The 24,219-nt window shown below is 38.4% G+C and carries 30 protein-coding genes and 9 tRNA genes; 28 read left to right on the top strand and 11 right to left on the bottom strand.

The window, feature by feature from the left end; translation table 11 throughout:
* Positions 1-100 precede the first annotated feature (100 nt).
* Positions 101-739: an adaptor protein MecA gene (mecA, locus tag BK584_RS05960; RefSeq protein ID WP_078391743.1), complete on the top strand. Its 639-nt coding sequence runs from the start codon at positions 101-103 to the stop codon at positions 737-739.
* A gap of 116 nt (positions 740-855) precedes the next feature.
* Positions 856-2,040, top strand: a complete 1,185-nt coding sequence (locus BK584_RS05955) for a competence protein CoiA (protein ID WP_078391742.1) — start codon at positions 856-858, stop codon at positions 2,038-2,040.
* A 455-nt stretch (positions 2,041-2,495) separates the two neighbouring features.
* On the opposite strand, the gene BK584_RS24100 is transcribed toward BK584_RS05955, so the two are convergent.
* The 3 genes from BK584_RS24100 to BK584_RS05945 form a co-directional block, all read right to left on the bottom strand.
* Positions 2,496-2,675, bottom strand: coding sequence for a hypothetical protein (locus BK584_RS24100; RefSeq protein WP_139365621.1), 180 nt, complete (start codon positions 2,673-2,675; stop codon positions 2,496-2,498).
* A gap of 235 nt (positions 2,676-2,910) precedes the next feature.
* A complete protein-coding gene (locus BK584_RS05950) occupies positions 2,911-3,810 on the bottom strand; it encodes a ClpXP adapter SpxH family protein (RefSeq protein WP_078391741.1) in 900 nt (299 codons plus the stop codon).
* A 16-nt stretch (positions 3,811-3,826) separates the two neighbouring features.
* Positions 3,827-4,222: a globin domain-containing protein gene (locus BK584_RS05945; RefSeq protein ID WP_078391740.1), complete on the bottom strand. Its 396-nt coding sequence runs from the start codon at positions 4,220-4,222 to the stop codon at positions 3,827-3,829.
* A gap of 161 nt (positions 4,223-4,383) precedes the next feature.
* Between BK584_RS05945 and BK584_RS05940 the strand changes: the two genes are divergently transcribed.
* Positions 4,384-5,031, top strand: coding sequence for a lytic transglycosylase domain-containing protein (locus BK584_RS05940; protein ID WP_078395430.1), 648 nt, complete (start codon positions 4,384-4,386; stop codon positions 5,029-5,031).
* Positions 5,032-5,061: 30 nt separating this feature from the next.
* On the opposite strand, the gene BK584_RS05935 is transcribed toward BK584_RS05940, so the two are convergent.
* A complete protein-coding gene (locus BK584_RS05935; protein WP_078391738.1) occupies positions 5,062-5,631 on the bottom strand; it encodes a CYTH domain-containing protein in 570 nt (189 codons plus the stop codon).
* 130 nt (positions 5,632-5,761) lie between these two features.
* Here BK584_RS05935 and BK584_RS05930 point away from each other — a divergent pair, with 130 nt between their 5' ends.
* The 6 genes from BK584_RS05930 (at position 5,762) to BK584_RS05905 (ending at position 9,819) form a co-directional block, all read left to right on the top strand.
* Positions 5,762-6,133, top strand: coding sequence for a UPF0738 family protein (locus BK584_RS05930; protein ID WP_078391737.1), 372 nt, complete (start codon positions 5,762-5,764; stop codon positions 6,131-6,133).
* 22 nt (positions 6,134-6,155) lie between these two features.
* The gene (gene yjbM, locus BK584_RS05925; RefSeq protein ID WP_078391736.1) at positions 6,156-6,782 is read left to right on the top strand and encodes a GTP diphosphokinase; all 627 of its coding nucleotides are present in this window, start codon (positions 6,156-6,158) and stop codon (positions 6,780-6,782) included.
* Between the two features lie 16 nt (positions 6,783-6,798).
* Positions 6,799-7,599, top strand: a complete 801-nt coding sequence (locus BK584_RS05920; RefSeq protein ID WP_078391735.1) for an NAD kinase — start codon at positions 6,799-6,801, stop codon at positions 7,597-7,599.
* Positions 7,592-8,497 carry an RluA family pseudouridine synthase gene (locus BK584_RS05915; protein ID WP_078391734.1) on the top strand — a complete coding sequence of 302 codons (906 nt, stop codon included), beginning with the start codon at positions 7,592-7,594 and terminating at the stop codon, positions 8,495-8,497. Before BK584_RS05920 ends, BK584_RS05915 begins: the two co-directional genes overlap by 8 nt.
* Positions 8,498-8,585: 88 nt before the next feature.
* Positions 8,586-9,365: an enoyl-ACP reductase FabI gene (gene fabI / locus BK584_RS05910; protein ID WP_078391733.1), complete on the top strand. Its 780-nt coding sequence runs from the start codon at positions 8,586-8,588 to the stop codon at positions 9,363-9,365.
* Between the two features lie 115 nt (positions 9,366-9,480).
* On the top strand, positions 9,481-9,819 hold the full coding sequence (locus BK584_RS05905) for a DUF1360 domain-containing protein (RefSeq protein ID WP_078391732.1): 339 nt from the start codon (positions 9,481-9,483) through the stop codon (positions 9,817-9,819).
* Between the two features lie 46 nt (positions 9,820-9,865).
* Here the strand turns inward: BK584_RS05905 and BK584_RS05900 are convergent, their stop codons facing one another.
* The 3 genes from BK584_RS05900 to BK584_RS05890 form a co-directional block, all read right to left on the bottom strand.
* A complete protein-coding gene (locus tag BK584_RS05900; protein WP_078391731.1) occupies positions 9,866-10,603 on the bottom strand; it encodes a hypothetical protein in 738 nt (245 codons plus the stop codon).
* Positions 10,604-10,704: 101 nt separating this feature from the next.
* A complete protein-coding gene (locus tag BK584_RS05895) occupies positions 10,705-11,412 on the bottom strand; it encodes a BMQ_0737 family morphogenetic spore coat protein (RefSeq protein ID WP_078391730.1) in 708 nt (235 codons plus the stop codon).
* A gap of 394 nt (positions 11,413-11,806) precedes the next feature.
* Positions 11,807-12,316 (bottom strand): hypothetical protein, encoded by a 510-nt coding sequence (locus BK584_RS05890; protein ID WP_078391729.1) that lies wholly within the window; start codon positions 12,314-12,316, stop codon positions 11,807-11,809.
* Positions 12,317-12,512: 196 nt separating this feature from the next.
* Here BK584_RS05890 and BK584_RS05885 point away from each other — a divergent pair, with 196 nt between their 5' ends.
* Complete coding sequence (locus BK584_RS05885; RefSeq protein WP_078391727.1) at positions 12,513-13,601, top strand: glycosyltransferase; 1,089 nt, start codon at positions 12,513-12,515, stop codon at positions 13,599-13,601.
* Here BK584_RS05885 and BK584_RS05880 read toward each other — a convergent pair.
* Together BK584_RS05880 and BK584_RS05875 are read right to left on the bottom strand one after the other, a co-directional pair.
* Positions 13,575-14,951, bottom strand: a complete 1,377-nt coding sequence (locus BK584_RS05880) for a glycosyltransferase (RefSeq protein ID WP_078391726.1) — start codon at positions 14,949-14,951, stop codon at positions 13,575-13,577. The genes BK584_RS05885 and BK584_RS05880 overlap by 27 nt on opposite strands.
* 102 nt (positions 14,952-15,053) lie before the next feature.
* Positions 15,054-17,339: a UvrD-helicase domain-containing protein gene (locus tag BK584_RS05875; RefSeq protein ID WP_078391725.1), complete on the bottom strand. Its 2,286-nt coding sequence runs from the start codon at positions 17,337-17,339 to the stop codon at positions 15,054-15,056.
* 221 nt (positions 17,340-17,560) lie between these two features.
* Here BK584_RS05875 and BK584_RS05870 point away from each other — a divergent pair, with 221 nt between their 5' ends.
* The 11 genes from BK584_RS05870 (at position 17,561) to BK584_RS05820 (ending at position 20,691) form a co-directional block, all read left to right on the top strand.
* A complete protein-coding gene (locus BK584_RS05870) occupies positions 17,561-18,565 on the top strand; it encodes an ATPase, T2SS/T4P/T4SS family (protein ID WP_078391724.1) in 1,005 nt (334 codons plus the stop codon).
* 8 nt (positions 18,566-18,573) lie between these two features.
* On the top strand, positions 18,574-19,614 hold the full coding sequence (gene comGB / locus BK584_RS05865) for a competence type IV pilus assembly protein ComGB (RefSeq protein WP_078391723.1): 1,041 nt from the start codon (positions 18,574-18,576) through the stop codon (positions 19,612-19,614).
* 182 nt (positions 19,615-19,796) lie between these two features.
* Positions 19,797-19,869, top strand: a tRNA-Ala gene (locus BK584_RS05860).
* An 8-nt stretch (positions 19,870-19,877) separates the two neighbouring features.
* Positions 19,878-19,970 (top strand) — tRNA-Ser (locus tag BK584_RS05855).
* 80 nt (positions 19,971-20,050) lie between these two features.
* Positions 20,051-20,127, top strand: a tRNA-Met gene (locus tag BK584_RS05850).
* Positions 20,128-20,131: 4 nt separating this feature from the next.
* Positions 20,132-20,206, top strand: a tRNA-Gln gene (locus BK584_RS05845).
* 2 nt (positions 20,207-20,208) lie between these two features.
* A tRNA-Gly gene (locus tag BK584_RS05840) sits at positions 20,209-20,280 on the top strand.
* Between the two features lie 34 nt (positions 20,281-20,314).
* Positions 20,315-20,385, top strand: a tRNA-Gly gene (locus BK584_RS05835).
* A gap of 15 nt (positions 20,386-20,400) precedes the next feature.
* Positions 20,401-20,474: transfer RNA gene (locus BK584_RS05830), tRNA-Ile, on the top strand.
* A 25-nt stretch (positions 20,475-20,499) separates the two neighbouring features.
* Positions 20,500-20,590 (top strand) — tRNA-Ser (locus BK584_RS05825).
* Between the two features lie 18 nt (positions 20,591-20,608).
* Positions 20,609-20,691: transfer RNA gene (locus tag BK584_RS05820), tRNA-Leu, on the top strand.
* Positions 20,692-20,719: 28 nt separating this feature from the next.
* On the opposite strand, the gene yidD is transcribed toward BK584_RS05820, so the two are convergent.
* A complete protein-coding gene (gene yidD, locus BK584_RS05815; protein WP_078395428.1) occupies positions 20,720-20,965 on the bottom strand; it encodes a membrane protein insertion efficiency factor YidD in 246 nt (81 codons plus the stop codon).
* Between the two features lie 215 nt (positions 20,966-21,180).
* On the opposite strand from yidD, the gene comGC reads away from it, so the two are divergent.
* The 7 genes from comGC (at position 21,181) to BK584_RS05780 (ending at position 23,527) form a co-directional block, all read left to right on the top strand.
* Entirely contained in the window at positions 21,181-21,498 is a 318-nt protein-coding gene (gene comGC / locus BK584_RS05810) for a competence type IV pilus major pilin ComGC (RefSeq protein ID WP_078391722.1), read from the top strand.
* Complete coding sequence (gene comGD, locus BK584_RS05805) at positions 21,482-21,913, top strand: competence type IV pilus minor pilin ComGD (protein ID WP_078391721.1); 432 nt, start codon at positions 21,482-21,484, stop codon at positions 21,911-21,913. Before comGC ends, comGD begins: the two co-directional genes overlap by 17 nt.
* A 13-nt stretch (positions 21,914-21,926) precedes the next feature.
* A complete protein-coding gene (locus BK584_RS05800) occupies positions 21,927-22,193 on the top strand; it encodes a type II secretion system protein (protein ID WP_139365618.1) in 267 nt (88 codons plus the stop codon).
* Entirely contained in the window at positions 22,174-22,608 is a 435-nt protein-coding gene (locus BK584_RS05795) for a competence type IV pilus minor pilin ComGF (protein ID WP_078391719.1), read from the top strand. Before BK584_RS05800 ends, BK584_RS05795 begins: the two co-directional genes overlap by 20 nt.
* Positions 22,559-22,951: a hypothetical protein gene (locus BK584_RS24095; RefSeq protein WP_139365617.1), complete on the top strand. Its 393-nt coding sequence runs from the start codon at positions 22,559-22,561 to the stop codon at positions 22,949-22,951. The genes BK584_RS05795 and BK584_RS24095 overlap by 50 nt, the downstream gene beginning before the upstream one ends.
* 46 nt (positions 22,952-22,997) lie before the next feature.
* Positions 22,998-23,189 (top strand): YqzE family protein, encoded by a 192-nt coding sequence (locus tag BK584_RS05785; RefSeq protein WP_078391717.1) that lies wholly within the window; start codon positions 22,998-23,000, stop codon positions 23,187-23,189.
* 95 nt (positions 23,190-23,284) lie between these two features.
* A complete protein-coding gene (locus BK584_RS05780) occupies positions 23,285-23,527 on the top strand; it encodes a DUF2626 domain-containing protein (RefSeq protein WP_054709250.1) in 243 nt (80 codons plus the stop codon).
* Between the two features lie 50 nt (positions 23,528-23,577).
* Here the strand turns inward: BK584_RS05780 and BK584_RS05775 are convergent, their stop codons facing one another.
* Complete coding sequence (locus BK584_RS05775) at positions 23,578-24,210, bottom strand: MBL fold metallo-hydrolase (protein ID WP_078391716.1); 633 nt, start codon at positions 24,208-24,210, stop codon at positions 23,578-23,580.
* Positions 24,211-24,219 lie beyond the last annotated feature (9 nt).

Here is a 24,219-nt window from a genome sequence, read left to right as displayed (position 1 = left end):
ATTTTTTGGCCCTTTATCATACAATATTATTAAGAGTAGTCGAGCTCACTGTTTCCTTGAAAGACATTAGCTTTTAACGAATATAGGAGGGGGAGCGAGTATGGAAATAGAAAGAGTGAACGAATCAACCATTCGATTCTTCATCACGTATAAGGACATTGAAGCGCGTGGCTTTGAACGTGAAGAAATTTGGTATAATCGTGAACGTGGAGAAGAGCTTTTTTACGATATGATGCATGAAGCAAATGACCGGGATGACTTTGAACTTGATGGTCCTTTGTGGATTCAGGTGCATGCACAAGATAAAGGATTAGAAATTCTTGTGACGCGTGGTCAGATCACTGATGGTAATGTGAAATTAGAAATTCCAGTAAAAGATGATGAAGAAATCATTGGTGAAGATGAAGCATCACTAAAAGAAAGTGTTGAAAGTGAAGACCCACCAATTGATAATTTAGAGCTTATTATTGGTTTTAAAGAGTTTGAGGATGTCATTTCATTAAGCCGTGCCCTCTACTTGGAAAACGTCCATAATACTCTTTACCATTACGAAGGTCGTTACTATCTGTATATTTATTTTAGCAATGACCAATATTCAGAAGAGGAACAAGATAATTTGTTAAGCAGAGTTCTTGAATATGGATATGAATCTGAATTTACCATTCATCGCTTGCAAGAATATGGTAATGAAATAATGTCAATCAATGCGCTTAGCCAAACAAGAAATGCATTTTTATAGGATCTCTTTTAAAGACTGATTTTTACATCAGTCTTTTTTTTTTTTTTTTTTTTTTTTTGGGTTTTTTTCAAGGCAGGAAAAAGGATTAATGAAAAGAAACTTATAGATATGTATACATGACTTTGAAAGGGAGTGGGACATTGTTGCAAGCTTTAACGTCAGGAGATAAGATGGTCAGTATCTTGGAAAGGAGGGATAAAACTTATTGGAGAGAGTTAAGAAAAACTGAGTCTTTTTTTTGTCCACTTTGTAAAATGAGAGTGGAAATGAGGTTAGGGAGCAAACGGAGATGGCACTTTGCTCATACGCGTCGCTCGAATTGTGCTTCAGGAATAAAAGGCGAATCAAGTGTCCATCTTCAAGGCAAAGAAGATCTCTATCTTTTTGCGAAAAAAGAACTAAAAGTAAAGCTGGAACATTATTTACCGCATTCAAAGCAAAGGCCAGATATCTTCTTAGAAAGCCCGCCTCATACAGCATTGGAATTTCAATGTGCTACGATTTCAGTTTCCTCCATTTATAAGCGAAACCATCTTTATTTAAAACAAGGAATTACGCCCTTCTGGATTCTTGGTGCAAATCGTTTGCGGAGACAAGGAGCGCAGCTATTTCGTATTCAGCAATTTGAATGGTATGCAATCCGGAAAAAGGGTCAAGAACATATTCTTACTTATTATGATCCTGGAACTAAATTACTTTGTTTAGTTCGACATTTAATTGCTTTACAATCAGAGCTTGTTTTTGGTCACCTTCAACTAAACCCCCTTAAGGAAAGTTCAATGGCTGAACTTTTTTCTCCCAACCCAGTTTCAGTTTCCTTTGAAAAAAGTTTGCATGACTATCGACAAAGAAAGCGAAGAACTTTATTGTATAATCGAAAATTTCGCTTGTTCTTATATACTCATCAACTTACTGCGCCGCCAGAAGAGTCAGGTTGGCCGCTCCGCTCTCAATGTTATTTGCAAATACCCTCCTTTATTTGGCAAAGTTATTTCTTGCTTAACTACCTTCAATTTATCCCTTTACATACTCCATTTAAAACATTGCAGTGTGAAATAGCAATCAAAACAATTTTTCATTCATTTAATCAACCTTTAAAAAGCTACTGTCGTTTAGATATAGTTGTTAAGCAAGTGACGAAAGAATATCTGTCGTTGCTATGTTTATTTGGTACCATTATTCAGCTTGAACCGGATATATATAAACGAATTAAAGAGTCTAAACAGACTTTAGTAAATGAAGAGAAATGGCTAAAGATCTGGGATCAAGCATTGCAGGGAAAAGGAAAGTTGTTATTATAGAGAGAACGTCTAAACAGGAGGTAAACAATGGAAATAACTTCAATACGTAAGCGGTCACAAGTTTTAAATTAGGAGAAGTGAGATGCAGCATTAAGTTATCGATCTACCGAAGATTGGAAGACGGCTGTGTATGTTTTAGAAGAGTATTTGCTTGAATTTCAGTCATACAGAGGGAAATTAGGACAATCAGCATGTATGATGGGTTAGAACATTACCATCAACTGGGCGTCACGTTAGGATCAATTTGGGTTTAAACGCATTTACAAATGGACGAAGATGCGACGAACTCTATGTTCCAAGAGTTGTATGAGCGATAAACTAAAAAGCCAATCAACGGCTTTGTTTGAAACTGAATTTTTGTCAATCGATTCAGCTATTAGTTCGTTGTATCTGAACCAAAATGAAAGTCTAAAGCAATACAAAATGTTTTTTCAAACAGATAAAAAAACGCTATCTTATCGAGAGCGGTAACCTTTGAAACGTTGCTTTTTATTAATGGGTCTAAATAAATAAGTTGCTGCCGCAAACAAAATAGGAACGGAGATCCATAAAGGAAACATTTGCAGCAGACCAAGAATATATAAGTAAAAAGCGATGCATAGGAGAGTGATACGAACGGTTAGCGACCTTTTCATGGATAAGCACTCCTTTTTTTACATCCTATGAAGAATAGAGAGGATTATGAGTGAAAACATTGCAAAGTAGTGAACGTTTTAAGAAAAGGTTGCTTCAATTGAATCTTTTAGGTAAGATAAGAGGTGCAACTCACATTCTCTTCGAATAATAGAAAAGGCTGCCTGCTCCGTTCGCGGAATGCAGGTAGCCTTTTTTGGATTCTAAAAAAGAGAGACGCGCTGCATGCGTCTCTCTTTAAGCAATCCACTTCCAAAACGTTCCATATTTAAAAGGGACAGCTTCAACTTTCTGTTGTAACATTAATGATTTTAATTGTTTTTCTGCTTCTTCATCAGAAATATCTAGCACGGTAGCAACTTCAGCTGTAGCGAGAAAACCGTAATGTTTTAAAAAGGATTCTAACTCTGGTTGAATTGCTTTTTTAGGCTTATAGCCAAGCATGTCTTCGAGAAGCTGTACGTAGATATGGTAAGGATATTGTCCAGATACTTTTATACCAGCATCTTCAGAGTTTCCGTTAAAATAAACAAAGGTAGGTACTGCATCAACATCCATTTCAGACGTTGTTTGAACATCACATTGTAATGCTTTTGAAGCACTAGGTGAATGCAAGTCAGATAAAAAGGCTTCTAAATCAAGGTCGGCTTCTTGAGCGCATTCTTTTAGAGTCTCTTCATCAGTCACATTCTTTTTCTTGAGGAACAATGATTCTCTCATCTTACGCAAGAAACGATGTCCTGCTTTTGGACCTTGTAACTCAGCAGCCTTAATTGCTAGAAAGGCTTTATAAGGATGTAAATCCATATTAGAGAATTCAACATCGCCCGCACAAGCCATTGTTGAAGATTTAAAACGTTCAAGCCATACCTTTTTTGATTTGCTTGTATGCAGTTCACAGGCATTCCAAACGGATAATTTTCCAGAAAGCAGCACACGTATTTTAAAGTAATGTCCATACTCCACTTGCAATTTCTTTAAAATGGGTTCAATAGCCCAGCACTCTGAACAAAGAGGGTCAATAAACGTATAAATCTCGATTGGCTTTTTGACAGGCATGGGCTCGCGTGAATCAGTAACGCCGCAAATGCCGAGTTCTTGATCACAATCTCGATGTATTTGATGTTTGAGGTTCATGGGCCGCTCCTTTCTATTATCTTAGCGTAGTGTGATTGACCATGTGGTGTGCAGTTAAAGTCAACCGGTGCATCATATAATCGCGTATATTGCCCGTTAAATGCACATCGTCCATAGCGCGCTCCATACATGTAAGCCATGCTTCTGCTTGAACAGGTGTGATGGTGAAAGGCAAATGGCGTGCCCTAAGTCTAGGGTGTCCAAATTCCTCTGTATAAAGAGGTGGACCACCAAAAAATTGAGTGAGAAATTTTTTTTGTTTGTATGCTGTTTCTGATAAATCACTAGGAAATAGGTGGCGTACATCATCATGCTCTGCGATATGTTTATAAAACGCATCGACTAGTTGATCAAGCTTTTGCTCACCGCCCAATGCTTCGATTGGACTTGTTTCTTTATTTTTGTCGGGCACGAGATCGTCTCTCCTTTGCTCTTTGCCTATCTGTATTGTAGCAACCCTTTTGTTGTTCAGCAAATAATGTGTTTGGACGGATACAAATAAGGGAATTAATGTTGTCGCAAGTAGGCATTGCTTGGTATGATAGAGAGAATGAAGCGAATCGGAGGGAATCAATGGATATTAAATTTTGGCCGATGACGTCAATGGCACCAGCAACATTCACTGACGAGTCGACAACTCAAGTGAAAAACCCGCTATTTCAATCTCATTTACAAGCAGCTATGCAAAGTGAAACAAGTATGACACCAAATGCATTGTCTTTACCATTTCTTCTTCCTTTACTCCCTTTTTCTACAGCTGAAACGCAATCACCAATAGAATTGAGCAACCGTTCTTTGCAAAATGTAGAGAAATCGCCTCTATCATTGGAGGGGGAGAATAATAAATATGCACCGCTTATTGATCGTATCTCTGCTGAACATGGTGTAGATCCAAAGTTAATTCATGCAATTATTAAGCATGAATCCAACTTTAATGAGAAAGCCGTCAGTTCAGCTGGAGCGAGCGGTTTAATGCAGCTCATGCCAGGGACAGCAAGGGGGCTTGGTGTCACGTCAATATTTGATCCAGAACAAAATGTTCGTGGTGGAGTTCGATATATTAAGCAAATGCTTGATCGTTACGACGGCAATACAAAATTGGCACTAGCCGCATATAATGCGGGTCCCGGTAACGTGGATAAATACGGTGGAATTCCACCATTTAAAGAAACACAAGCGTATGTACCTCGTGTTCTTGAAACTTATACAAGCATAGCTTGAAATAGCACTGGCCATAGCCAGTGCTTGTTCTTATTTGCGAAAGGAATGATCAAAAAAACGGGCTACTTTGTTTTTTGCTTTTTTTGATTCTAGTCCCACCTGCTGTAATAGATGGTTAAGTTCGAATTCAGCGTGCTTAATGGAACTTCCCTCAAATTCAATTTCGAAATCTTCTGTGTTGTTATATAAACTATGGTCTAGACATAGAGTGCCATTGCGGTAGTTTATTTCTGTCCGAATGGTTTTTAGACTTCCGAAGTAGTGTAAGTGTGGTTTGTCTCCAAGTAAAAATGTTGTAGCCCTTTTCACGGGCCCGTCAGGAATTTGTCCATTATGCAATAGGTTTATTTGCTCTGCTGTTAATGGCTGATGTGTTTCGAGTAAACCATCTTTTTGGGATTGTTTTAAAGTAAGAGTATGTGTATCTTTTTTATGTCTTACGCGAAGAGCCGCACCTTTCTGTTTTAAAGTAAAATCGAGTGTATCAAAATAATCATTTTGTTGAGTAATTGGTTCGTTATTTGGAAACACCTTAATAAGTTTGTTATAGCCTGTTTTTGTAAGCATTGATTTTGCTTCATATTCCATTTCCTGTGTCATACGGGGACCCTCGTTTCATAAAACTGTTCTTTGATTATACTGAGATTAAGTAGATCATGCAAAATGTAGGTTTCAATCTTTCTTTATGTTAAAATAGATCCTGATAAGAAGTGTTTTTATGGGGGCAATAATGGAACAGATAAAAGTAGATTACATTGATATTGGCGAGGATGTCAGTACAGTTATTTTAGAAAAAAATAAAGAGGATTTAATGAATGTCAAAGCAGGAGCGAGAATATTAGTGGATTCTGATCACTTTGCCTTTGTTTACATATTGGAGGATACAGAGCATTTTTATTCGTTACGATTTGAACAAGATTGTTGGTTAGCTCTTTTAGAAGCGCATCAGAAGGAAATGGCATTTTTTGCGGAAGTTAGCGAGAATACCCGATTGGCTCTCGTTGATTTTAATGAAGAGTTAGCTTTTTTGTTAGATAACATTCAAGGGAATGGGAACTACGGCGAAGCGTTTGAAAAAGCGGTGGGTGCTGTATTCTACTAGTTTTGGTAAAGTAGGTGGGGCAATGGATTGGGATTCTTTTTTGACTCCGTATAAACAGGCAGTTGATGAATTAAAGGTTAAATTAAGAGGAATCCGTGAACAGTATCAGAAAACTTCTTTGCACACGCCGATTGAGTTTGTTACAGGTAGAGTAAAGCCTGTTTCAAGCATATTAAATAAAGCAGAAAGAAAAAAGATTCCGCTAAATCGATTAGCAGATGAAATGCAGGATTTAGCGGGAGTCCGAATTGTGACGCAGTTTGTAGAAGACATTGATAAGGTCATTGCGTTGGTCCGTTCTCGTTCAGATTTTGAGATCGTTTCTGAACGGGACTATATATTACAAAAAAAACAGAGTGGTTATCGCTCTTATCATTTAATTTTATGCTACCCAGTGCAAACAATTGATGGCGAGCGTAAGATTTTGGTTGAATTACAAATTAGAACGTTATCTATGAATTTCTGGGCGACCATTGAGCATTCCCTACGATATAAATACAGTGGAGAAATACCAGAAGATATAAACATGCGTTTGCAACGTGCTGCAGAAGCTGCATTTTGGCTTGATGAAGAAATGTCTATTATAAGAGACGAAGTTCAAGAAGCACAACGCATTATGACAGTAAAACAACAGCAAAACCGTAGATAGAAAAGGAGTGGGTCGGTTGAAATTCACAGTTGCTTCACGAGGCGATTCGCTCTCCAATGATTTATGTAAAACGATTAAAGAGCGTTTGCTCAAGGGTGATCTAATCTACGACGAAGAACATCCTGATATTGTTATTACAGTTGGTGGAGACGGCACTTTATTAGAAGCTTTTCACCTTTATTCGCACCGTTTAGAAGAGACGGCATTTGTAGGTATACATACAGGTCACCTTGGTTTTTATGCTGATTGGGTTCCAGAAGAAGCGGAGAATCTTGTTACTCATATTATTAAGACGCCTTATCAGATTGTCGAGTACCCTCTATTGGAAGTTGTTATTCGTTACCGAAATGGACGGCCTTCCAAAAGACACCTGGCATTAAATGAGTCAACAATTAAAAGCTCTGAAGGTTCTCTTGTTTGCAATGTAGAAATTAAAGGAGAAACGTTTGAGACTTTTCGAGGTGATGGTCTTTGTATGTCTACACCATCAGGGAGCACGGCATACAATAAGGCGTTAGGTGGTGCGATTCTTCACCCTTCACTTGCATCAATTCAACTGTCTGAAATGGCATCCATTAATAATCGCATTTATCGGACCTTAGGCTCTCCACTTGTACTTCCTCAACACCATACCTGTTTGCTGAAATTACTAAATAATGTCTCTGTCCAGGTTACGATCGATCACTTTAATGTGCCCATCTTTGATGAAAATGTGGATACAATTCAATGTCGAGTCGCTGAAGAAAAAGTGCGGTTTGCGCGGTTCCGGCCATTTCCGTTTTGGAAGCGTGTAAAGGAGTCGTTTATAAGTGGCTAGACCGATATTTAGCTGGCACGTAGAAAAAAAAGAAGCTCCAATTCTTCTGCGTGCATTTTTATGTGAAAAGAAGCATGTATCAAAACGTTTATTGGCTGCTGTGAAATTTAAAGGCGGAATGTTGAAGGTTAATGGACAAAAAGCGACGGTTAGAAAACAATTAAACGCGGGGGATGAGGTTGTAATGGAGCTCGCCCCAGAGGAAAAAAGTACATTTTTAGAATCAGAAAAGCTTGATTTTAATATTTGTTATGAAGACAGAGATTTTCTTGTTGTAGAGAAACCTGCTCAAATGGCAACGATTCCATCTATCGACAACCCTCGAGGTTCATTGGCAAATGCGGTTATGTTTTACTATCAAGAAACTGGGGTGGAATCAACATTTCATGCTGTTAATCGTCTCGATAAGGGTACTAGTGGGTTGTTAATAGTTGCCAAACATCGTTATGCACATGATCGATTGGCTAAGTCGCAAATGATTGGCAAAGTAAAACGGTCATACAAAGCGTTGGTAGAAGGCTCTCTGCCTAAAAGAGATGGGATCATTGATGCGCCGATTGGTCGCAAACCAAGTAGTATAATTGAGCGTGAAGTAAGATCGGATGGTAAAAAGGCGATTACACATTATCGGGTTGAAGCGCAATCAAATAGCCATAGTTTAGTTGCGTTAGAATTACGTACAGGGCGAACACACCAAATACGTGTACATATGGCCGATTTTGGTTTCCCGTTAGTGGGAGATCGTTTGTATGGTGGAGTAGATACTCATCTACTCCATCAAGCACTGCACTGTGATAAGGTAATATTCACACAACCTTTTACAGGGGAAGAATTGACAATTATTTCAGATTTGCCGCAACAGTGGGCGATCTACATGAATGGAATGATACCAAATTAGTAAAAAAGAATGGGAAGATTATCATAGTGGCTTGTAGGGATTTATGATAAACTATTAGTACCTGATAATAAAATGGAGGAGTATGAAAATGAAATCAATTGATTTATCGAATCGTACATATGTTGTAATGGGTGTTGCGAATAAAAGAAGTATAGCTTGGGCGATCGCTCGTTCTCTGTCTGAAGCGGGGGCAAGACTGGTTTTTACATATGCCGGGGAGCGGCTCGAGAAGAATGTTCGTTCATTAGCTGATACGCTAGATGGGGAACATCTTGTTCTTCCTTGTGATATTAGTGATGATAAAGAAATTGAAGCAACGTTTGCAGAAATAAAAAACCAGGTTGGTTCAATTAATGGATTAGCTCATTGTATTGCTTTTGCTAATAAGGAAGAATTAGAAGGAGAGTATTTAAATGTTACTCGTGAAGGATATTTACTTGCTCAAAATATAAGTGCATATTCCCTGACGGCAGTCGCTAAAGCCGCCCGTCCGTTAATGACTGATGGAGGGAGCATTATTACGATGACCTATTTAGGTGGCGAGCGAGTCGTAAAGAATTATAACGTTATGGGTGTAGCTAAAGCAGCACTTGATGCGAGTGTAAAATATTTAGCAAACGATTTAGGGAAAGACGGTATTCGCGTTAATGCAATTTCGGCTGGTCCAATTCGCACGCTTGCGGCTAAGGGCATAGGTGGATTCAATGATGTGTTAAAAGAGATTGAAGAGCGAGCTCCGCTTCGAAAAACAACAACACAAGAAGAAGTAGGCGATACAGCTCTGTTTTTAGCTAGTGATTTAGCTCGTGGAATTACTGGCGAAATATTACATGTAGATGGTGGATATAATATCTTATCATTATCATAGAAGAAGGAAGCATGTTGCATACGCGACATGCTTTTATTATTTAGATCAATGAATTGTTTAGACATTTCATAAGTGATGTCCCTCACTCATAAGATGTAGGGAGGGGGGTGGCGCCTTGTTGGCAGGGTTTGAGTGGCTATTACTAGTTTTAGCCGCAGGTAGGCTCACGAGGTTACTGGTAAGCGATGACATAATGGAATGGTTACGAAAACCTTTCTTGGAATGGAAAGAAGAAGAAGGTGGAGATATTCTTTATCCACACCCCAAAGGGACTGGAATACGTCGATTCATAGGTGAACTTTTATCGTGTTATTGGTGCACTGGAATTTGGGCGTCCTTAATCCTGTATTGTGGTTTCTTTTTTTGGCCGACTGTCTTTATGCCAATCATTCTAGTCTTAAGTATTGCTTACGGGACCTCTATTATCGAATCATTTTTGAGAAAGCATAATTAAAAGCAGCCTCAGTTTAAATTGAGGCTGCTTTATTGTTCCTTTCTACTTAAGCTAAAGTTAACGTAATCGAATTTAAGGCTGAGTGCCCTTCTGATAACTCTGTCCCATAAACAAAACCACTGACGGATAAAGAAAGTGACTCTTGACCTGCTTTTAAATGCAAGAGAATTTCAAAGTCAGAAAAAGCAATCGAAGAATGTGGAGGAATAATATTTACAGGTGGTTGTAGCCAGAATTGACCTGTTTTTTTAGCTTGATGATCTGCTTTTTCTTCAAGAAAAGACCAAGCTTCGGTTACACCGTCTCGAGATACAGAATATTCGCTTGCTTTTTTAACGTTTTTGGACCGTTTAATCCGACCAGATAAATTAGCGAATTCTGGTTTATTAAATGTGAAGCAAATAATCGGATCATGTAAAGATTGGTCTCCTTTATTATCGATAATAAAGTGACCTTTAATTAGAAAAGGTTCATTCTCATTTGTGTCAATGGGAGCCATGACGGAATAAGAAAAATAAGAATCAATGATTGGTCCTGTCGGTAATACTTCTGTTTTTTCAGGAGGGGTTACGACAGGTACATCTTCCATGACTGGTGTTGGCCTTTGCACTAGCTCTTCAAGTCGGTCCGTTAGACTACCAATAATGTTATCTTGCTGTAGTAGCTTTTTGTTCTGTTCTATCAAAAGCCGTTCCTGTTTTATAACTTCTGAGCGGAAATGAAGAAGCTTCTGTTTTAATTGAATAAGTTGTTTATCTGCTGTGTTTGCCTGGTTTTGCCCCATTGATATCGCCTCGCTTTACATTAGGTCATTAATTTATTCTATGTACAACTGAACTAATTAAGAAGAAAAAAACGGACCGCTTTGAGAAGCGGTCCAGATGATTATCCTTCAGAAGTTACTTTTGGTTTCTTACCAAAGCCCTTGCCTGGAAACACAACTGGGCAAGTAGGCGGGAATTTGTTTTCGCGGCAGATAATATCACTAACCGGGAACTCATGGCGCGGTTTGCAATAGGCTGCTTCAATTTCAAGACGTACATCTGCGAATACATGTACATCCATGCAGAAAGAGAATGAAATATCAAGTTGTGCAAATGTAGAATCGCACACAATTTCCGCGTCGCATTGTCCGGCTGAAATAAAGGCATCGATTGAAGTGCTTTCTGGAGCGCATAAATAGAATGTTTGAATAGTTGCAAACTCAATTGGATCAGAGGTGCAAATTAAGCTGCCTTGTTCATCTAGAATATCAATTTCAAGTTGGCCTTTTGCTAGAACTTTTACTTTTTCCAAGCAAACATCTTCACCATTAGGCAAAGATATTTCTACTTCAGTACGTCCAAAAGGATTTGTTACCTCGTTTGTCAGAAGAGAACTTTCGATAACGCGGCATACCGTTTGAAAATTTGGTACAGCTGATAAAAACTGACAAAGTGTAACTGGACCTGGAGGTTGTTGCGTACATGGGAATAAAGCTGTTAATTCAGGTTCTCTAAAGCTTAGAGTTGGTAAATCTACTTGTCGTGTTACCCAATCAAATACTTTGGGTACACTAATGCAAACACTGTGTTTATCGTGGTCGTGACTCATGGAGGAACCTCCTTCTAATTTTGACCGATTAGCAAGCTCTTCTCTTTTTAACGCTGCTAATAGGTGTTCGGACTACTGTATAGTATGACTTCTGTCTAAATATGTGCGACTAATTTTTGTTTAGGTCCTTTTTCTGCTTAGATGCATAATGTATAGATGAAAGATCCTCTTTAAAAAAAGGAGAGCGATGCTAAATGCCACATAAAAAATCACGGCCAGGCTACTTTGAAGCAAAGCGTCCTACAACCAAAGTAGAATCAGGAAATAAAAATAAAACTGGTTGCTGTTGTGGGAAAAAGAAATTAAGGTAAAACAGACCCCGTTCGACTTGCCTAAAGGCAAGTCGAACGGGGTTTTTGAGGTGAGTATTAGTAGTAAGGAGACAATATAGAAGTTATTTTTTTGTTCTAGATTTTAAACTGCGTGAAAACCAATTAGGTGCGTCTTGTTTTGATTGTGCAACCGATTGACTTTTTATTTCCTTATTAGAACTCGATTGTGTTGTGAAGAAAACAGACTCTTCAATTGGATCGCTTTTCTTTTGAGTTTGTTGTTCAGGCTGTTGATCTGATCTTTCTATAGAAATCTGTTCATGCTGTTGATCTGATTTTTCTATAGAAATCTGTTCATGCTGTTGATCTGATTTTTCTATAGGAATCTCTTCTTGCTTAGGATTAGTAATTGATAAAGTCAATCTGTTTTCCATTTGTTCATTCTTATGTTGTAAATCAAGCAATTCTTTTTGAAGTTCTTCATTTTTAATTGTTAACTCATCAATTAAATTATAATGATAGTCATTTTTATATCGCTCAAGTTCTTTTTTTAATTTTGCTGTTTCTGCTTGTGCGTGAATTAAGCGTTGTTGAAGCTGGACAGTTGTTAAACGTGTTGTTGATGGATTCACAAATCCCAGTCCTTTCAGCTTAGCGTTTTCTATAAGTATATGAAGGAAGTCGGTTTTCATGATTGAGAAGGGCCTGATCGATCCTAACAAGATTATTAGTAGAAACAAAAAAAGATGAAGTTTACTTTAAAGTGTTTCAAATGACAGGCACGACGCTTTCCATTTGGGCATACGTTATCTCGAGGAGGTGGCGCAAGTGGTTGAAATTAGTTTATGCATGATTGTAAAAAACGAAGAAGCCGTATTGGAACGGTGTTTAAAAAGTGTAGAGAATGTAGTTGATGAAATCATTATTTTGGATACGGGTTCCACTGATAAAACAAAAGAGATTGCAGCTCGTTTTACGGAGAAGATCTATGATTTTAAATGGGTAAACCATTTTGCTAAAGCTCGTAATAAGGCATTTTCTTATGCTACGAAAACGTTTATTCTTTGGTTAGATGCAGATGATATTTTTAAAGCGGATGATGCGAAAAAACTGAAGGAATTAAAAAAGAAAATCACCCCCAAAACAGATGCTATATCTATGGACTATCATCTAGGCTTTGATGGGAACGGGGGCGTAACATCAAGTATACGTCGTTTTCGATTAGTAAAAGCAGAAAATCAATTTAAATGGCATGGTGCCGTTCATGAGTACTTAGAAGTCTTCGGAAATCTTGAGCATAGTGACATTGCTGTCACTCATTTATCGTTGGATGACGGCCATGATTCGACAAGAAATTTAGAGATCTATGAACAAATGAAACGTAACAATGAAACGTTCTCTCCACGAGATTTACTCTATTACGCAAATGAATTAACGGACCATAGTAAGTTTGAAGAGGCAATCAAGTATTATATTCAATTTATACAAACAGAAAAAGGTTGGTCAGAGGATGTTATTCGTGCATGCAATAAGTTGGCGGATTGCTACAGCAATTTAGGAATAGTAGAAAAAGCGCGTGATTGGTCGTTTCGTGCCCTTGAGTACGGAAAGCCAAAACCTGAAACATGCTGTCGAATTGGGCACATCTTTATTGAGAAACAGTTGTTTCCAGAAGCTTCCTATTGGTATGAGCAAGCAATAGTGAATAAAGAAACGGTCGGTTATTTTCAAAATATTGCTTGTGAAACCTGGATTCCTCATCTTCAACTTGCTGTTTGTTACGATAAAATGGGCTTAACAGAAAAAGGGAACCAGCACAACGAACTTGCTGGTAAATATCTTCCTAATGATGAGCGTGTCGCCTATAATCGCACTTATTTTACCAAGAGATTAGCGCTTCTTGAGACGGATAATTGATTGGTACACATTTACATCATCACCAAGACGGCTTAGATCGAATCCGAACTTCTTGCCTAATAGACTTACCTCATAGAAAAAAGTACGCGTCGCTGCAGGTATAGGGACATTAGTAGAGAACTGCTGTCTAACCGTGAATTGACTCTCAGGGAAAAGCGTTAAAATGGTCTGTGGCGTAAAAAAGCGCAAGTGAGTCCGGTCTAAAATTCCAGCATCTGCGTAATCAAAACGTCCCATCAACATAGGTAGCAATGCTTCGGCATGTGTAATATTCGGGATACTTGCTATAATCGAACCTCCAGGCTTTAAAAACTTACTGTAATGCTGAACAATGGTCCAAGGATCTTTTAGATGCTCTAGGACATCTGCAAACAATAAGGTGTCAAAGAAATCTTGCTCAAATTCCGGATTTTCCTCATCTAAATTGATCACTAGGACATCTTCATAATATGTTTTCGCAATATGTGCCATTTCTGAATTCCCTTCAATTCCCGTTAAACGACAGCCTTGGCGGTTGATTAGTTCAAGTCCAGATGCCCCGGCACCACAGCCTATATCAAGTACCTGTTTAGCATCTTTAGGAACTAGGTTAACAAGTTCTGGCCGGGGGTGCATAAAATACATGACATCGGTACGCCATTTTTCAGTGAATCGAGCTCTATTTTCCCAGTAGATTTGGTTAAAATTGATTTCGGGACTGCCGGTAAAAGTAGCGTGTCCATGGTGGTGAACATGCGCATCAAGCGCAATAACTAATTTAAATCCATTTAAAACACCTCGAAGACAAAAGTCATCATCTTCAAATGAGCCAACTTCATAACGTTCGTCAAAAGGACCAATCTTCTCTATTACCTCACGTTTGACCAGTAAGCAAAAGCCGACCAGTCTGAGAACAAAACGTAATTGACCTTTATACTCTTTAGCGCGTTTTTTAGCGTAGGCTGGTAATTGGTCAAGAGATGTGTAGGGATTTTCTATAAGTTGGTTTCCGCTAACATAGTTACTCATTGGACCAACCATTCCAATTGCTTTGTCAGAATACATTGCGTGTTGCATAGAAGCAAGCCAATTTTCAGTAAGAATCGTATCATTGTTAAGAAAAACAATTTCATCTCCACTTGCTAATTCAATTCCTTGGTTACAACCTTTTGCAAAACCTACGTTTTGGTCATTTAACACCAGCTTAATACGCTCATCCTTCTGTAAATAATCTCTAGTTCCATCTGTTGAACCGTTATCAATAATAATTAATTCAGTTTCTTCCATATCTGTATGAAGAAATAAACTGGTTAAACATTGCTGTGTAAGCTCTAGTTGATTATAAGTTAGCATAACAATACTCGTTTTCATTGTAATCCCTGCCTCTCATCCTTCAAAAAAAATTAATATCATCATTATCACTCTATGAATGGTTTAGGTTGTACTAGTCCATACGAAAAAAAGCGACTTCATTTAGAAGCCGCTTTTTAGTATGGGGCGAAGAAAACGTGAAGGGTTACTTCTTCTGCCACGATAATGAATTGGTATGGAAATGGATAAGCGTTCCTTGGCACGCGTCATAGCGACGTACATAAGACGTCGTTCTTCTTGCATAGGGTCTTCATCTCCTTCACGAAGTGCATCTAATGCATATTCATGAGGCAAGCCTCTTTCTACACAGCCGGCTATAAATACATGTTTATATTCTAATCCTTTTGAGCGATGAATCGTCATAAGTTGTATCGCATTACTTTCTTTTGGGCTGCGTCTTAAAGCGGATTGATTTGCGATAATATGATCAACATGTTCCAAAAAAGCTTGTACCGTTTCGTACTGTCCAGCAACTACTTTTAATTGCCGGAAGTCGTCGCTTCCTTTGTCCATTTTATTTCCTTCTTGTCCTTGTTTTTTAACAGTATCTCTAAAGCCTAGCTCTTGTTCAATTGTTTCTAGTGCTTTTTCTGGACTGAGCTTTTGTAGTTTCCTGCACTCGGCAGGGAGAGCTTTTACTTTTTTTTGCTGAAAAGGAGCGAGTCCACTAAGTAGTGAGAGTGACTCTAACAAAGTACAGGCTTCTTGCCGTTGAATAGCGAGCATTTCAGTTATTTTTTCCTGCTTAACAAAAAGCGCTTGTAACAATTCTCTCATAATATCCTGTTTTTCTTCATTTAATCCAATACGTAAAAAGGACAATGCCTTCCGTATGATTTTTCGCTCATAAAAACAATCTAGGTCTTGATCGATTGAAAAAGGTAGGCGTGAATCGATTAGGCGTTCAACGATGGCCCTCACACTAACGTTGGTACGGTAAAGAATTGCGAATGAATCGGGTGTGGCACCGTTTTCTATTAGGTTGCTCATTTCTTCAACAATCATTGTTGCTTCTTCCTCTTCATTATATGGAAAGAAGAAAAAAGGAGTATGGGCAGAGGAACGTTGAGCAATTAATTGTTTAGGGATTCTTTTTATATTTTTTTCAATGACTTGATTGGCTCCAGCAATGATTTGGTGAGAAGAACGATAATTTTCAACTAAGCTAATGATCTTTGCTTTAGAGAAACGTTCTTTAAACGATTGAATATAATATGGATCACTCCCTCTAAAAGCGTATATGGATTGATCATCGTCCCCAACAACACACACATTTTGCTGAGGGTGGGCAAGCATTTTTATAATTTCAAACTGAATTTTATTGATATCCTGGAACTCGTCCACTGATAAATAAGCAAAACGTTCCTGATAGCGGCTTAATAAGGAGGGGTTTTCTTGTAACATAATAAAACAACCTGTAAGCATATCATCAAAATCAAATAATCCAACTGTTTCTCGTTTTTCTTCATACCTTTTATAGAGGGAGGCAGCTTTTTCTTCAAATGGGTCTTTAGGTGAAGTGTTATCAGGAGAAATCATTTGATTTTTCCACCAACTAATTTGAGTAAGTGCATGGTCATATGCGAACTCACTTTCATCGAGGTTCATTTCAAGACCAGCTTCTTTTACTAGTTGTGAGGGCCATTTAAGTAAGTTCGACATGTGCCATTTGTTTGGGTCAAAATGGTTGAGCATTTTGACAAACAAGCTGTGGAAAGTTCGAACTAAAAGTTGCCGAGACATTTGATCTGTTACACCTGGATATAAGCTCATGCGGTCTTTCATTTCATGCGCTGCCTTCGCAGTAAATGTAACCAAAGCCATTTTATTAACAGGGATGTTTTCTTCGCAGAGCATATAAGCAGCTCGTGCGGTCAATACTCTTGTTTTGCCACTGCCGGCTCCGGCTAATAAAAGCAATGGTCCGTCCTTATGTTGAACAGCCTCCCACTGACTCTCATCGAAGTGAAGATTAGCTTGTTTAAGTTTTTGCCGATACGGGTGCTTAATGGAAACAAGGTTTTTTCTTGGTTTATAAGGGGGCAAAGGTTCAAAAGGTACCGGTTCTTTCCATGTTGACTCATTACTACTTGTTTTTATGGTTTGTCTAGAAGGAAGCCTAAACCCATGAACTGTAGTTGCCGCTGTTTCTTGTTCTGATTGCAAAGCGTCTTCATACGCCATTACTTCTTGATGGCAATCAAGATGTGATGCAGTTGTATGGCTAAATTCTGGCATCTCGTGAATGCCAAAATTCATTTTGACAGGATTGCCACAATGGATACAGAAAACATTACCCTGTTTGCTTGCTAAGTAGAGCTTGTGCCATTTATCCCGAGAGAGCTTAGGCAAAAAAAGCGGTTTATTTAAATAAAGTGCGGTTTTCATGGCAGCTCCTTTCAGTATGTAATCGTATCAAGCAAATGGAAATGGTGCAATCTTGATTTTAAAGATTTACTAGAAGAAGGTAGTAAAAATAAGTAGTTGTTAAACTGAATGAACATAGAGGATGTGCCTTTTTTAATAAAATAATTAAGATAAAGGTTCAAATATGCAGGATAAATGAGGGAATTGTCGAAATATCAATTTATACAAAAGGTGGTGAGAACTTGGCTGATACAGAACAAATTAGTAATAATTTGCTTCAGCATGCATTTCAAATGAACGCAAGTGATGTCCATTTCCTGCCGAGCACTGAGGGGTACCAAATTCATTATCGTATTGCTGGAATGCTCGCAACTGGGTCTTTACTTGAAACGGATCTCGGCATAAGAGTTATTAGTTTTCTTAAATATAGTGCTGGTATGGATATAGGGGAAAGACGAAAACCACAAAGTAAAGCAATGGTCTACAAATGGAATGACTCCTTTTTTACACTTCGATTTTCTACATTGCCAGCTCAACCATATGAAAGCATGGCAATTCGCATTTCACCGTTTATAGCTACGCGAACATTGTTTTCACTCTCATTATTTCAAACGGATAAACGCAAGTTGGCAAAACTTCTTACCTTTCAAAGTGGTTTAATGTTGTTTACAGGTCCAACCGGTTCTGGAAAAACGACAACAATTTATGCAATTCTTGAAGAATTAATGAAAGTTGGGGGCCGAGTCATTGTTTCAATCGAAGATCCAGTAGAGCGATCATTAGAAGGGGTTATCCAAGTTGAGACAAATGAAAGAGCGGGCATTACTTTTGAAACGGCTTTAAAAGCAGTGCTCCGTCACGATCCTGATGTGATTGTCATTGGAGAAATTCGTGATGAGAAAACGGCCAAATTAGCTTTTCAAGCCGCAATAACAGGCCATTTAGTTATCGCAAGTCTACATGCGGAAAACGCTTTTTATACTTTTCAAAGATTAGAGGAACTTGGTATTAACTCTGGTTATGACTGTATTCGCGCAGTTGTCCATCAAAAGTTGGTTAAGCTTAAGGGGAAAAATGAACGTTTTTCATTGTATGAATGGCTGTTAAGTAAAGAGCTAAAGCAAGCAAGCCTAGGTGAAAAACCGAATATCCACCTGACAATGAGACAATCAATCAAACGTGCTTGGTCCATAAATGCAATCGATGAGGAGGCATTAAATCATCTTGTTGGCTATATTGATACTTGAGGTGAAGCATGAGAAAAAAACATAAAAGTATGAATTCAGAAGAAAGCATAAGGTTTATAAAGCGCTTAGGTGATCTTCTACAAAAAGGATATCATATGGAAAATGCACTCTCTTTCTTGCAAGTTTATAGTTCAGATTACTTGAAAAATCAAATCGAGCTTATACGGGTACAATTAAGAGATGGAGCGACTCTATGTGCAAGTTTGGATTGTTTGAACTTACCAAATGAGATTCGTTCGTATGTTTATTTCTATGAAGAGCAAGGAGAGTTAGCAGAAGGACTCGTATTAGCTGCTTCTCTTGCTCAAAAGCGACTTGCGACAAAAAAACAGTTTCAAAAATTATTGCGCTACCCCTTGTTTTTATTATGGGGTACAGTTGTCGTTTTAATTGTTTTGAATCATTTTATCGTTCCTCACTTTCAAGCATTGTTTGTTACAATGCAGCAATCTCCTCCGTTACTTACGAAAATGTTCTTTCAATTTTTAGAGGTATTTCCTTATATTTGTCTTGCTATCCTTGCCATCGGCACGTGTGGTGCATTTTTCTTATTTAAGCATTTTAAAGAAACGTCACCTCATGATAAAATTGTGTTTCTGTTGAAATGGAATCGGTCAAAAGTGTTTGTACAACAATTAATTTCGTATTACTTTTCCCTCCAGCTAGGGCGTCTACTTGAGACAGGAATGACCTTCCAACAAGCCTTAACGATATTCGAGAATCAAAGTCTTCTTCGCTTTTTTCAAGCAGAGGCATCAATGATGAAAAAGGCCTTAGCGACTGGTGAATCATTAGTTGCTTATATGCAATCACAAGAATATTATTTAAATGAACTTTCCATTGTTATTGAAAATGGAATGCGGACAGGTACCGTATCTGGTGACTTGCAACAATACAGCATATGGCTTTTTCAAGAAATGGAGGACAAGCTGCAAAAGGGGGTTGTTTGGCTCCAACCAATTTTGTTGATTTGTATTGGGGGATTTGTTTTTCTATTATTCCTTGTTGTAATGTTGCCGATGTTTGAAATGATCGGCTCTCTTCAATGAACTTGACCTTTAGGGAGAAGTATCGGTAAAATAAAGTAAGGCAAACTGATTAATTACCATTAATCGTGTTTTAGAGAAAAAGCAAAAAAGATTTTAACTAAACCTTGATTATCATTAAATCATGTGTTATATTATTAAATGTCGCTGACGTTAGTTGATGCGACTTACATAAAAATTGTTATGGGGCCTTAGCTCAGCTGGGAGAGCGCCTGCTTTGCACGCAGGAGGTCAGCGGTTCGATCCCGCTAGGCTCCACTTTATTCGGAGGAATACCCAAGTTCGGCTGAAGGGATCGGTCTTGAAAACCGACAGGCGGGTTACACCGCGCGGGGGTTCGAATCCCTCTTCCTCCGCCATCATTTTAAAAACACGTCATTAGTGAGTTTTATTGTTGTTTTTGTTAAAGTGTTTTTTACATAAGAAAGTATTAAAACGTCGCGGGGTGGAGCAGTCTGGTAGCTCGTCGGGCTCATAACCCGAAGGTCGGTGGTTCAAATCCGCCCCCCGCAACCAATATTGGGCTATAGCCAAGCGGTAAGGCAACGGATTTTGATTCCGTCATTCCCTGGTTCGATCCCAGGTAGCCCAGCCATTGCGGAAGTAGTTCAGTGGTAGAACATCACCTTGCCAAGGTGGGGGTCGCGGGTTCGAATCCCGTCTTCCGCTCTCTTTAAATAGTGAACTATTTTAAAAAAATTATGCGGGTGTAGTTTAGTGGTAAAACCTCAGCCTTCCAAGCTGATGATGTGAGTTCGATTCTCATCACCCGCTTTACCATTTAAGTAAGGGCCTGTAGCTCAGCTGGTTAGAGCGCACGCCTGATAAGCGTGAGGTCGGTGGTTCGAGTCCACTCAGGCCCATCACCTTACGTAAATGTTTTAAATAGGAGAAGTACCCAAGTGGCTGAAGGGGCGCCCCTGCTAAGGGTGTAGGTCGCGTGAGCGGCGCGAGGGTTCAAATCCCTCCTTCTCCGCCATATTTATAAATTGAATACGCGGGTGTGGCGGAATTGGCAGACGCGCTAGACTTAGGATCTAGTGTCTTTATGACGTGGGGGTTCAAGTCCCTTCACCCGCATTTTAAAAAAACCTTTAAGTGAATTCACTTAAAGGTTTTTTTGTTGTTTTGTATGTTGGTGATTACACGGCACGTAATCAAATCCGCCGGGATGGAAAGGATGACACTTAAGCAATCGTTTAATCGTTAAATAACCACCTTTTAAAGCACCAAATCGTTGGATGGCTTCTAGTCCATATTGAGAACATGTAGGATAAAATCGACACCTTGGAGGTAATATCGGAGAAATAAATCGTCTATAAAAGCGAATAATTAATAACATTAATGTTTGCATAAAGATAATCCACTCCATTCATTCTCCAAAAGTATAGCAAATTATAAGCGTAATTGAAATGAAGGAATAGCTGTTGTTGATTAAAAGAAAGCTAGTCCTTTTTTCAGTAAATACAAAAAAAGTGCAGGATTTTGATAGAAATTGTCTAATAAAAGAAACAGCTTTATTTAGAGAGGGGGGGAATACGGGCACTGACTATAGGAAAGAGGTGAGTTATGAAAAAACGATTTAAAAATGAAGAAGGGTTTACGTTAATTGAGATGCTTGTTGTATTAATGATTATCTCAGTTCTGTTACTGATCGCATTGCCGAATATGTCTAAAAATACAGACATAGCGGGCGATAAAAGTTGTGAAGCAACCAAAAAACTTGTTCAAACACAAGTGGCGGCCTATGAAGCAGAACACGGTAATACGCCACGTAATCTTGAAACTTTAGTTCAAGATGGGTATGTAGATCAAATTACATGTGCCGCAGGAAAAAACCTCGAATTAGTTGGAAAAGAAGTTGTTATTGTTGCTCAAGGACAATAATGGATTCACGTTAACGGAAATGCTTTTTAGCCTCAGTTTACTCTCCATTCTTTTATTACTTCCTACCTTTTTTGTCACACCAAACCACAATTTAACAGATGAAAAAGCTACAATTGAGAAACTTCGTAATGATCTTGTCTTCGCGCAACATCTCTCAATGTCACAAGGGAAAAAAGTGACCATTTTATTTGAACACAATGAATTACTCTTGTTTTATGGAGGCAGGGAACAACTACGATTTGACTATCCGATCGAAATTACAGTTACACCAATTACGATGGATATAAGTGAGGTAGCTTTCTTGTCAAATGGCCATCCGCAAAAAACTGGATCTTGGAAAGTGTCCACTGACCATTTGCATATGCGTTTTTCTGTGCAAATCGGAAAGGGGAGAATTGTTTATCGAGAATTGTAAAGGATTTATTATGATGGAATCACTAATTAGTCTATGCTTGATCAGTTTAGTTGTTTCGTTTGTTCTGCCGCTTTATATGTGGGTTTTTCAAGAGCGTGGCAAATTGCATGAAGAACAACAAGTTTTGTTCCAATTAGAAGAAAAAAGAAATGCTTTTTACGTACGAGGTGACGAAACCGGTTGGAGCAACACGTCTGATAAAACGATTAAAGAATATTGTAGAGAAAGTGTGGTGAAAAAAGTCGAAAGCAATTGTGTCTATGTTTTTGCGGGGAAATGAGGGATTTACTTATGTTGAACAATTAATTGGTCTTTTTATCTTGACTACATTAGCGATTTTGTTACCGAATTTGCTTCAACTAATTGATTTGAAAACAGGTTCAAATCATTTGGATACTGTTACTTTTTTAAATCACGTTGCAAATGAAGCAAGAGGCGCTGAGTTGATTGTATGGAATGACAACCGTCTGGATATATATGAAGAGGGTTCTGTTATCTCTTATGAGCTTAGAACCCATAAGCGAATACAGCGTTATCGCGATGGTAAAGGCGTCGTTATCATGAGTGAAGGAGTCGAAACATTCTTGTGCAACAGAGAAAATGCAGGGTTGGCTTGCAAGGTTGTTTTGGAAAGTGGTAAAACATATGAACGGTCATTTTGGACAGCTAAGAGTATGGTTCAAACAGCTAGCTAAAAATGAAAGAGGGGGAATTTTATTTTTAACTCTCCTTGTATTATTTGCTATATGTAGTTTTTTCTTATGGCTATTGTATGATTATGAGCGAGAAAGGATGTATTTAGATCAACAAGCAAATTTATTAACGTTAGAGAATGGATTACAAGTAGGATTAATGCAGATTGCACATGATCCAGAGTTAGAGTCAGGAGAATGGCATTATCCTTCGATGACTGTAAATATGAAGAAAATGAATAATCGTTATTTATTAAACGCCAAACTTACAAATGGTTCGGAGAGAAGGGCGAATGTGTACATTGATAACAACGGAAAGATTATTCGCTATGAGGAAGGGGTTTAGATTAAAAAAGAGATGAAAGGGAAAGACTATGCATGAGGTGACATCTATGTCTTTCCAAGACTTATTGAAGTTTGCAACACAAGAAGCTGTGAAGCAAATTGATAAGCCAAAAACACAACGAAAAGCAGAACGAGTGCAAAAAAAAGAAATGAAAGAACCGTTATTACACTGGGCGTTTGGAATTATGCCTATGGCAATTTCAATGCTTAAGCATCGAATCAAAGAAGGAAGGCGCTAGGAGGCGCCTTCCTATATATAAGTAAGCATTTACAAAAAATCATGTTCTCGTATATAATAAAAGGGACAGTTGTATGAAAAGGAGGGGTAGACATGATGGATCGCATGTATCGGGTTTTAGGTTTTTGGACGGGTATTTTTGCTGTTCTTTTCTATATTGGGAATATGTATAATATGGCGCTCCTATTCTTTGCGCAAACGGTTATTTTAATTGCGCTTGGCTACCTAAAACTGTCCGAACGGGTATATGTATATATATTTGCAGGATATTGTACGGTGTTTTTTGTAGGCTTTACGTATTACACTGTCTTTATCAATGTTCCAAGCTTTGGACATTAATATATACATATAAAAACCGCCGCTTTTTATATGAAAAGCAGCGGTTCTTTTTAAAATCCGGATAGAAATGGATTGTGATCCATTTCAGCTTGTATTGTTGTAAGGGGTCCATGACCTGAAGCTACGATGGTGTTTTCGGGCAGTTTCAAAAGTTTGTTGTGAATGCTTTCTAGCAATTGCTTTTGGTTACCGCCATTTAAGTCTGTACGACCGATGCTTTGTTGAAACAAAGCGTCTCCGGAAAAAACAATGTCTTCTTCTTTGTAATAGTAAGAAATGCTACCTGGTGAATGACCTGGTGTGTGTAAAAGTTCAAATGAAAAGGGGCCGATCGTTAATGGTCCGTCACTTGTTAGAAGTTTATCAGCTGGTTGTGCTGTAGTTAGTGCTCGTTCTGCAAGGCGTGAAGAGCCATTGAGTGCCGGGTCACCCAGCCAATTTTCTTCTGCGTGATGAAGATAAACAGGGCAATCAAATGTTGCTTTTACCTCGTCGACAGCACCAATGTGGTCAAAGTGAGCGTGAGTAAGTAAGATAGCAATCGGTTTGAGCTGCTCCGCTTTTAGCCACTCAGTAAAAGCACTACCGTCGCCGCCTGGATCAAAAATAATCGCATCTTTATTGCTATTATAAAGAACATATGCGTTTGTTTGAATCGGTCCAAGTGGAATTTGTTTAAACATCGTAAACCT

This window comes from Shouchella patagoniensis (assembly GCF_002019705.1).
GTDB lineage: Bacteria > Bacillota > Bacilli > Bacillales > Bacillaceae_D > Shouchella > Shouchella patagoniensis.
The sequence above is the reverse complement of the archived record's forward strand: the minus strand, read 5'-3'. Positions and strand labels throughout refer to the sequence as shown.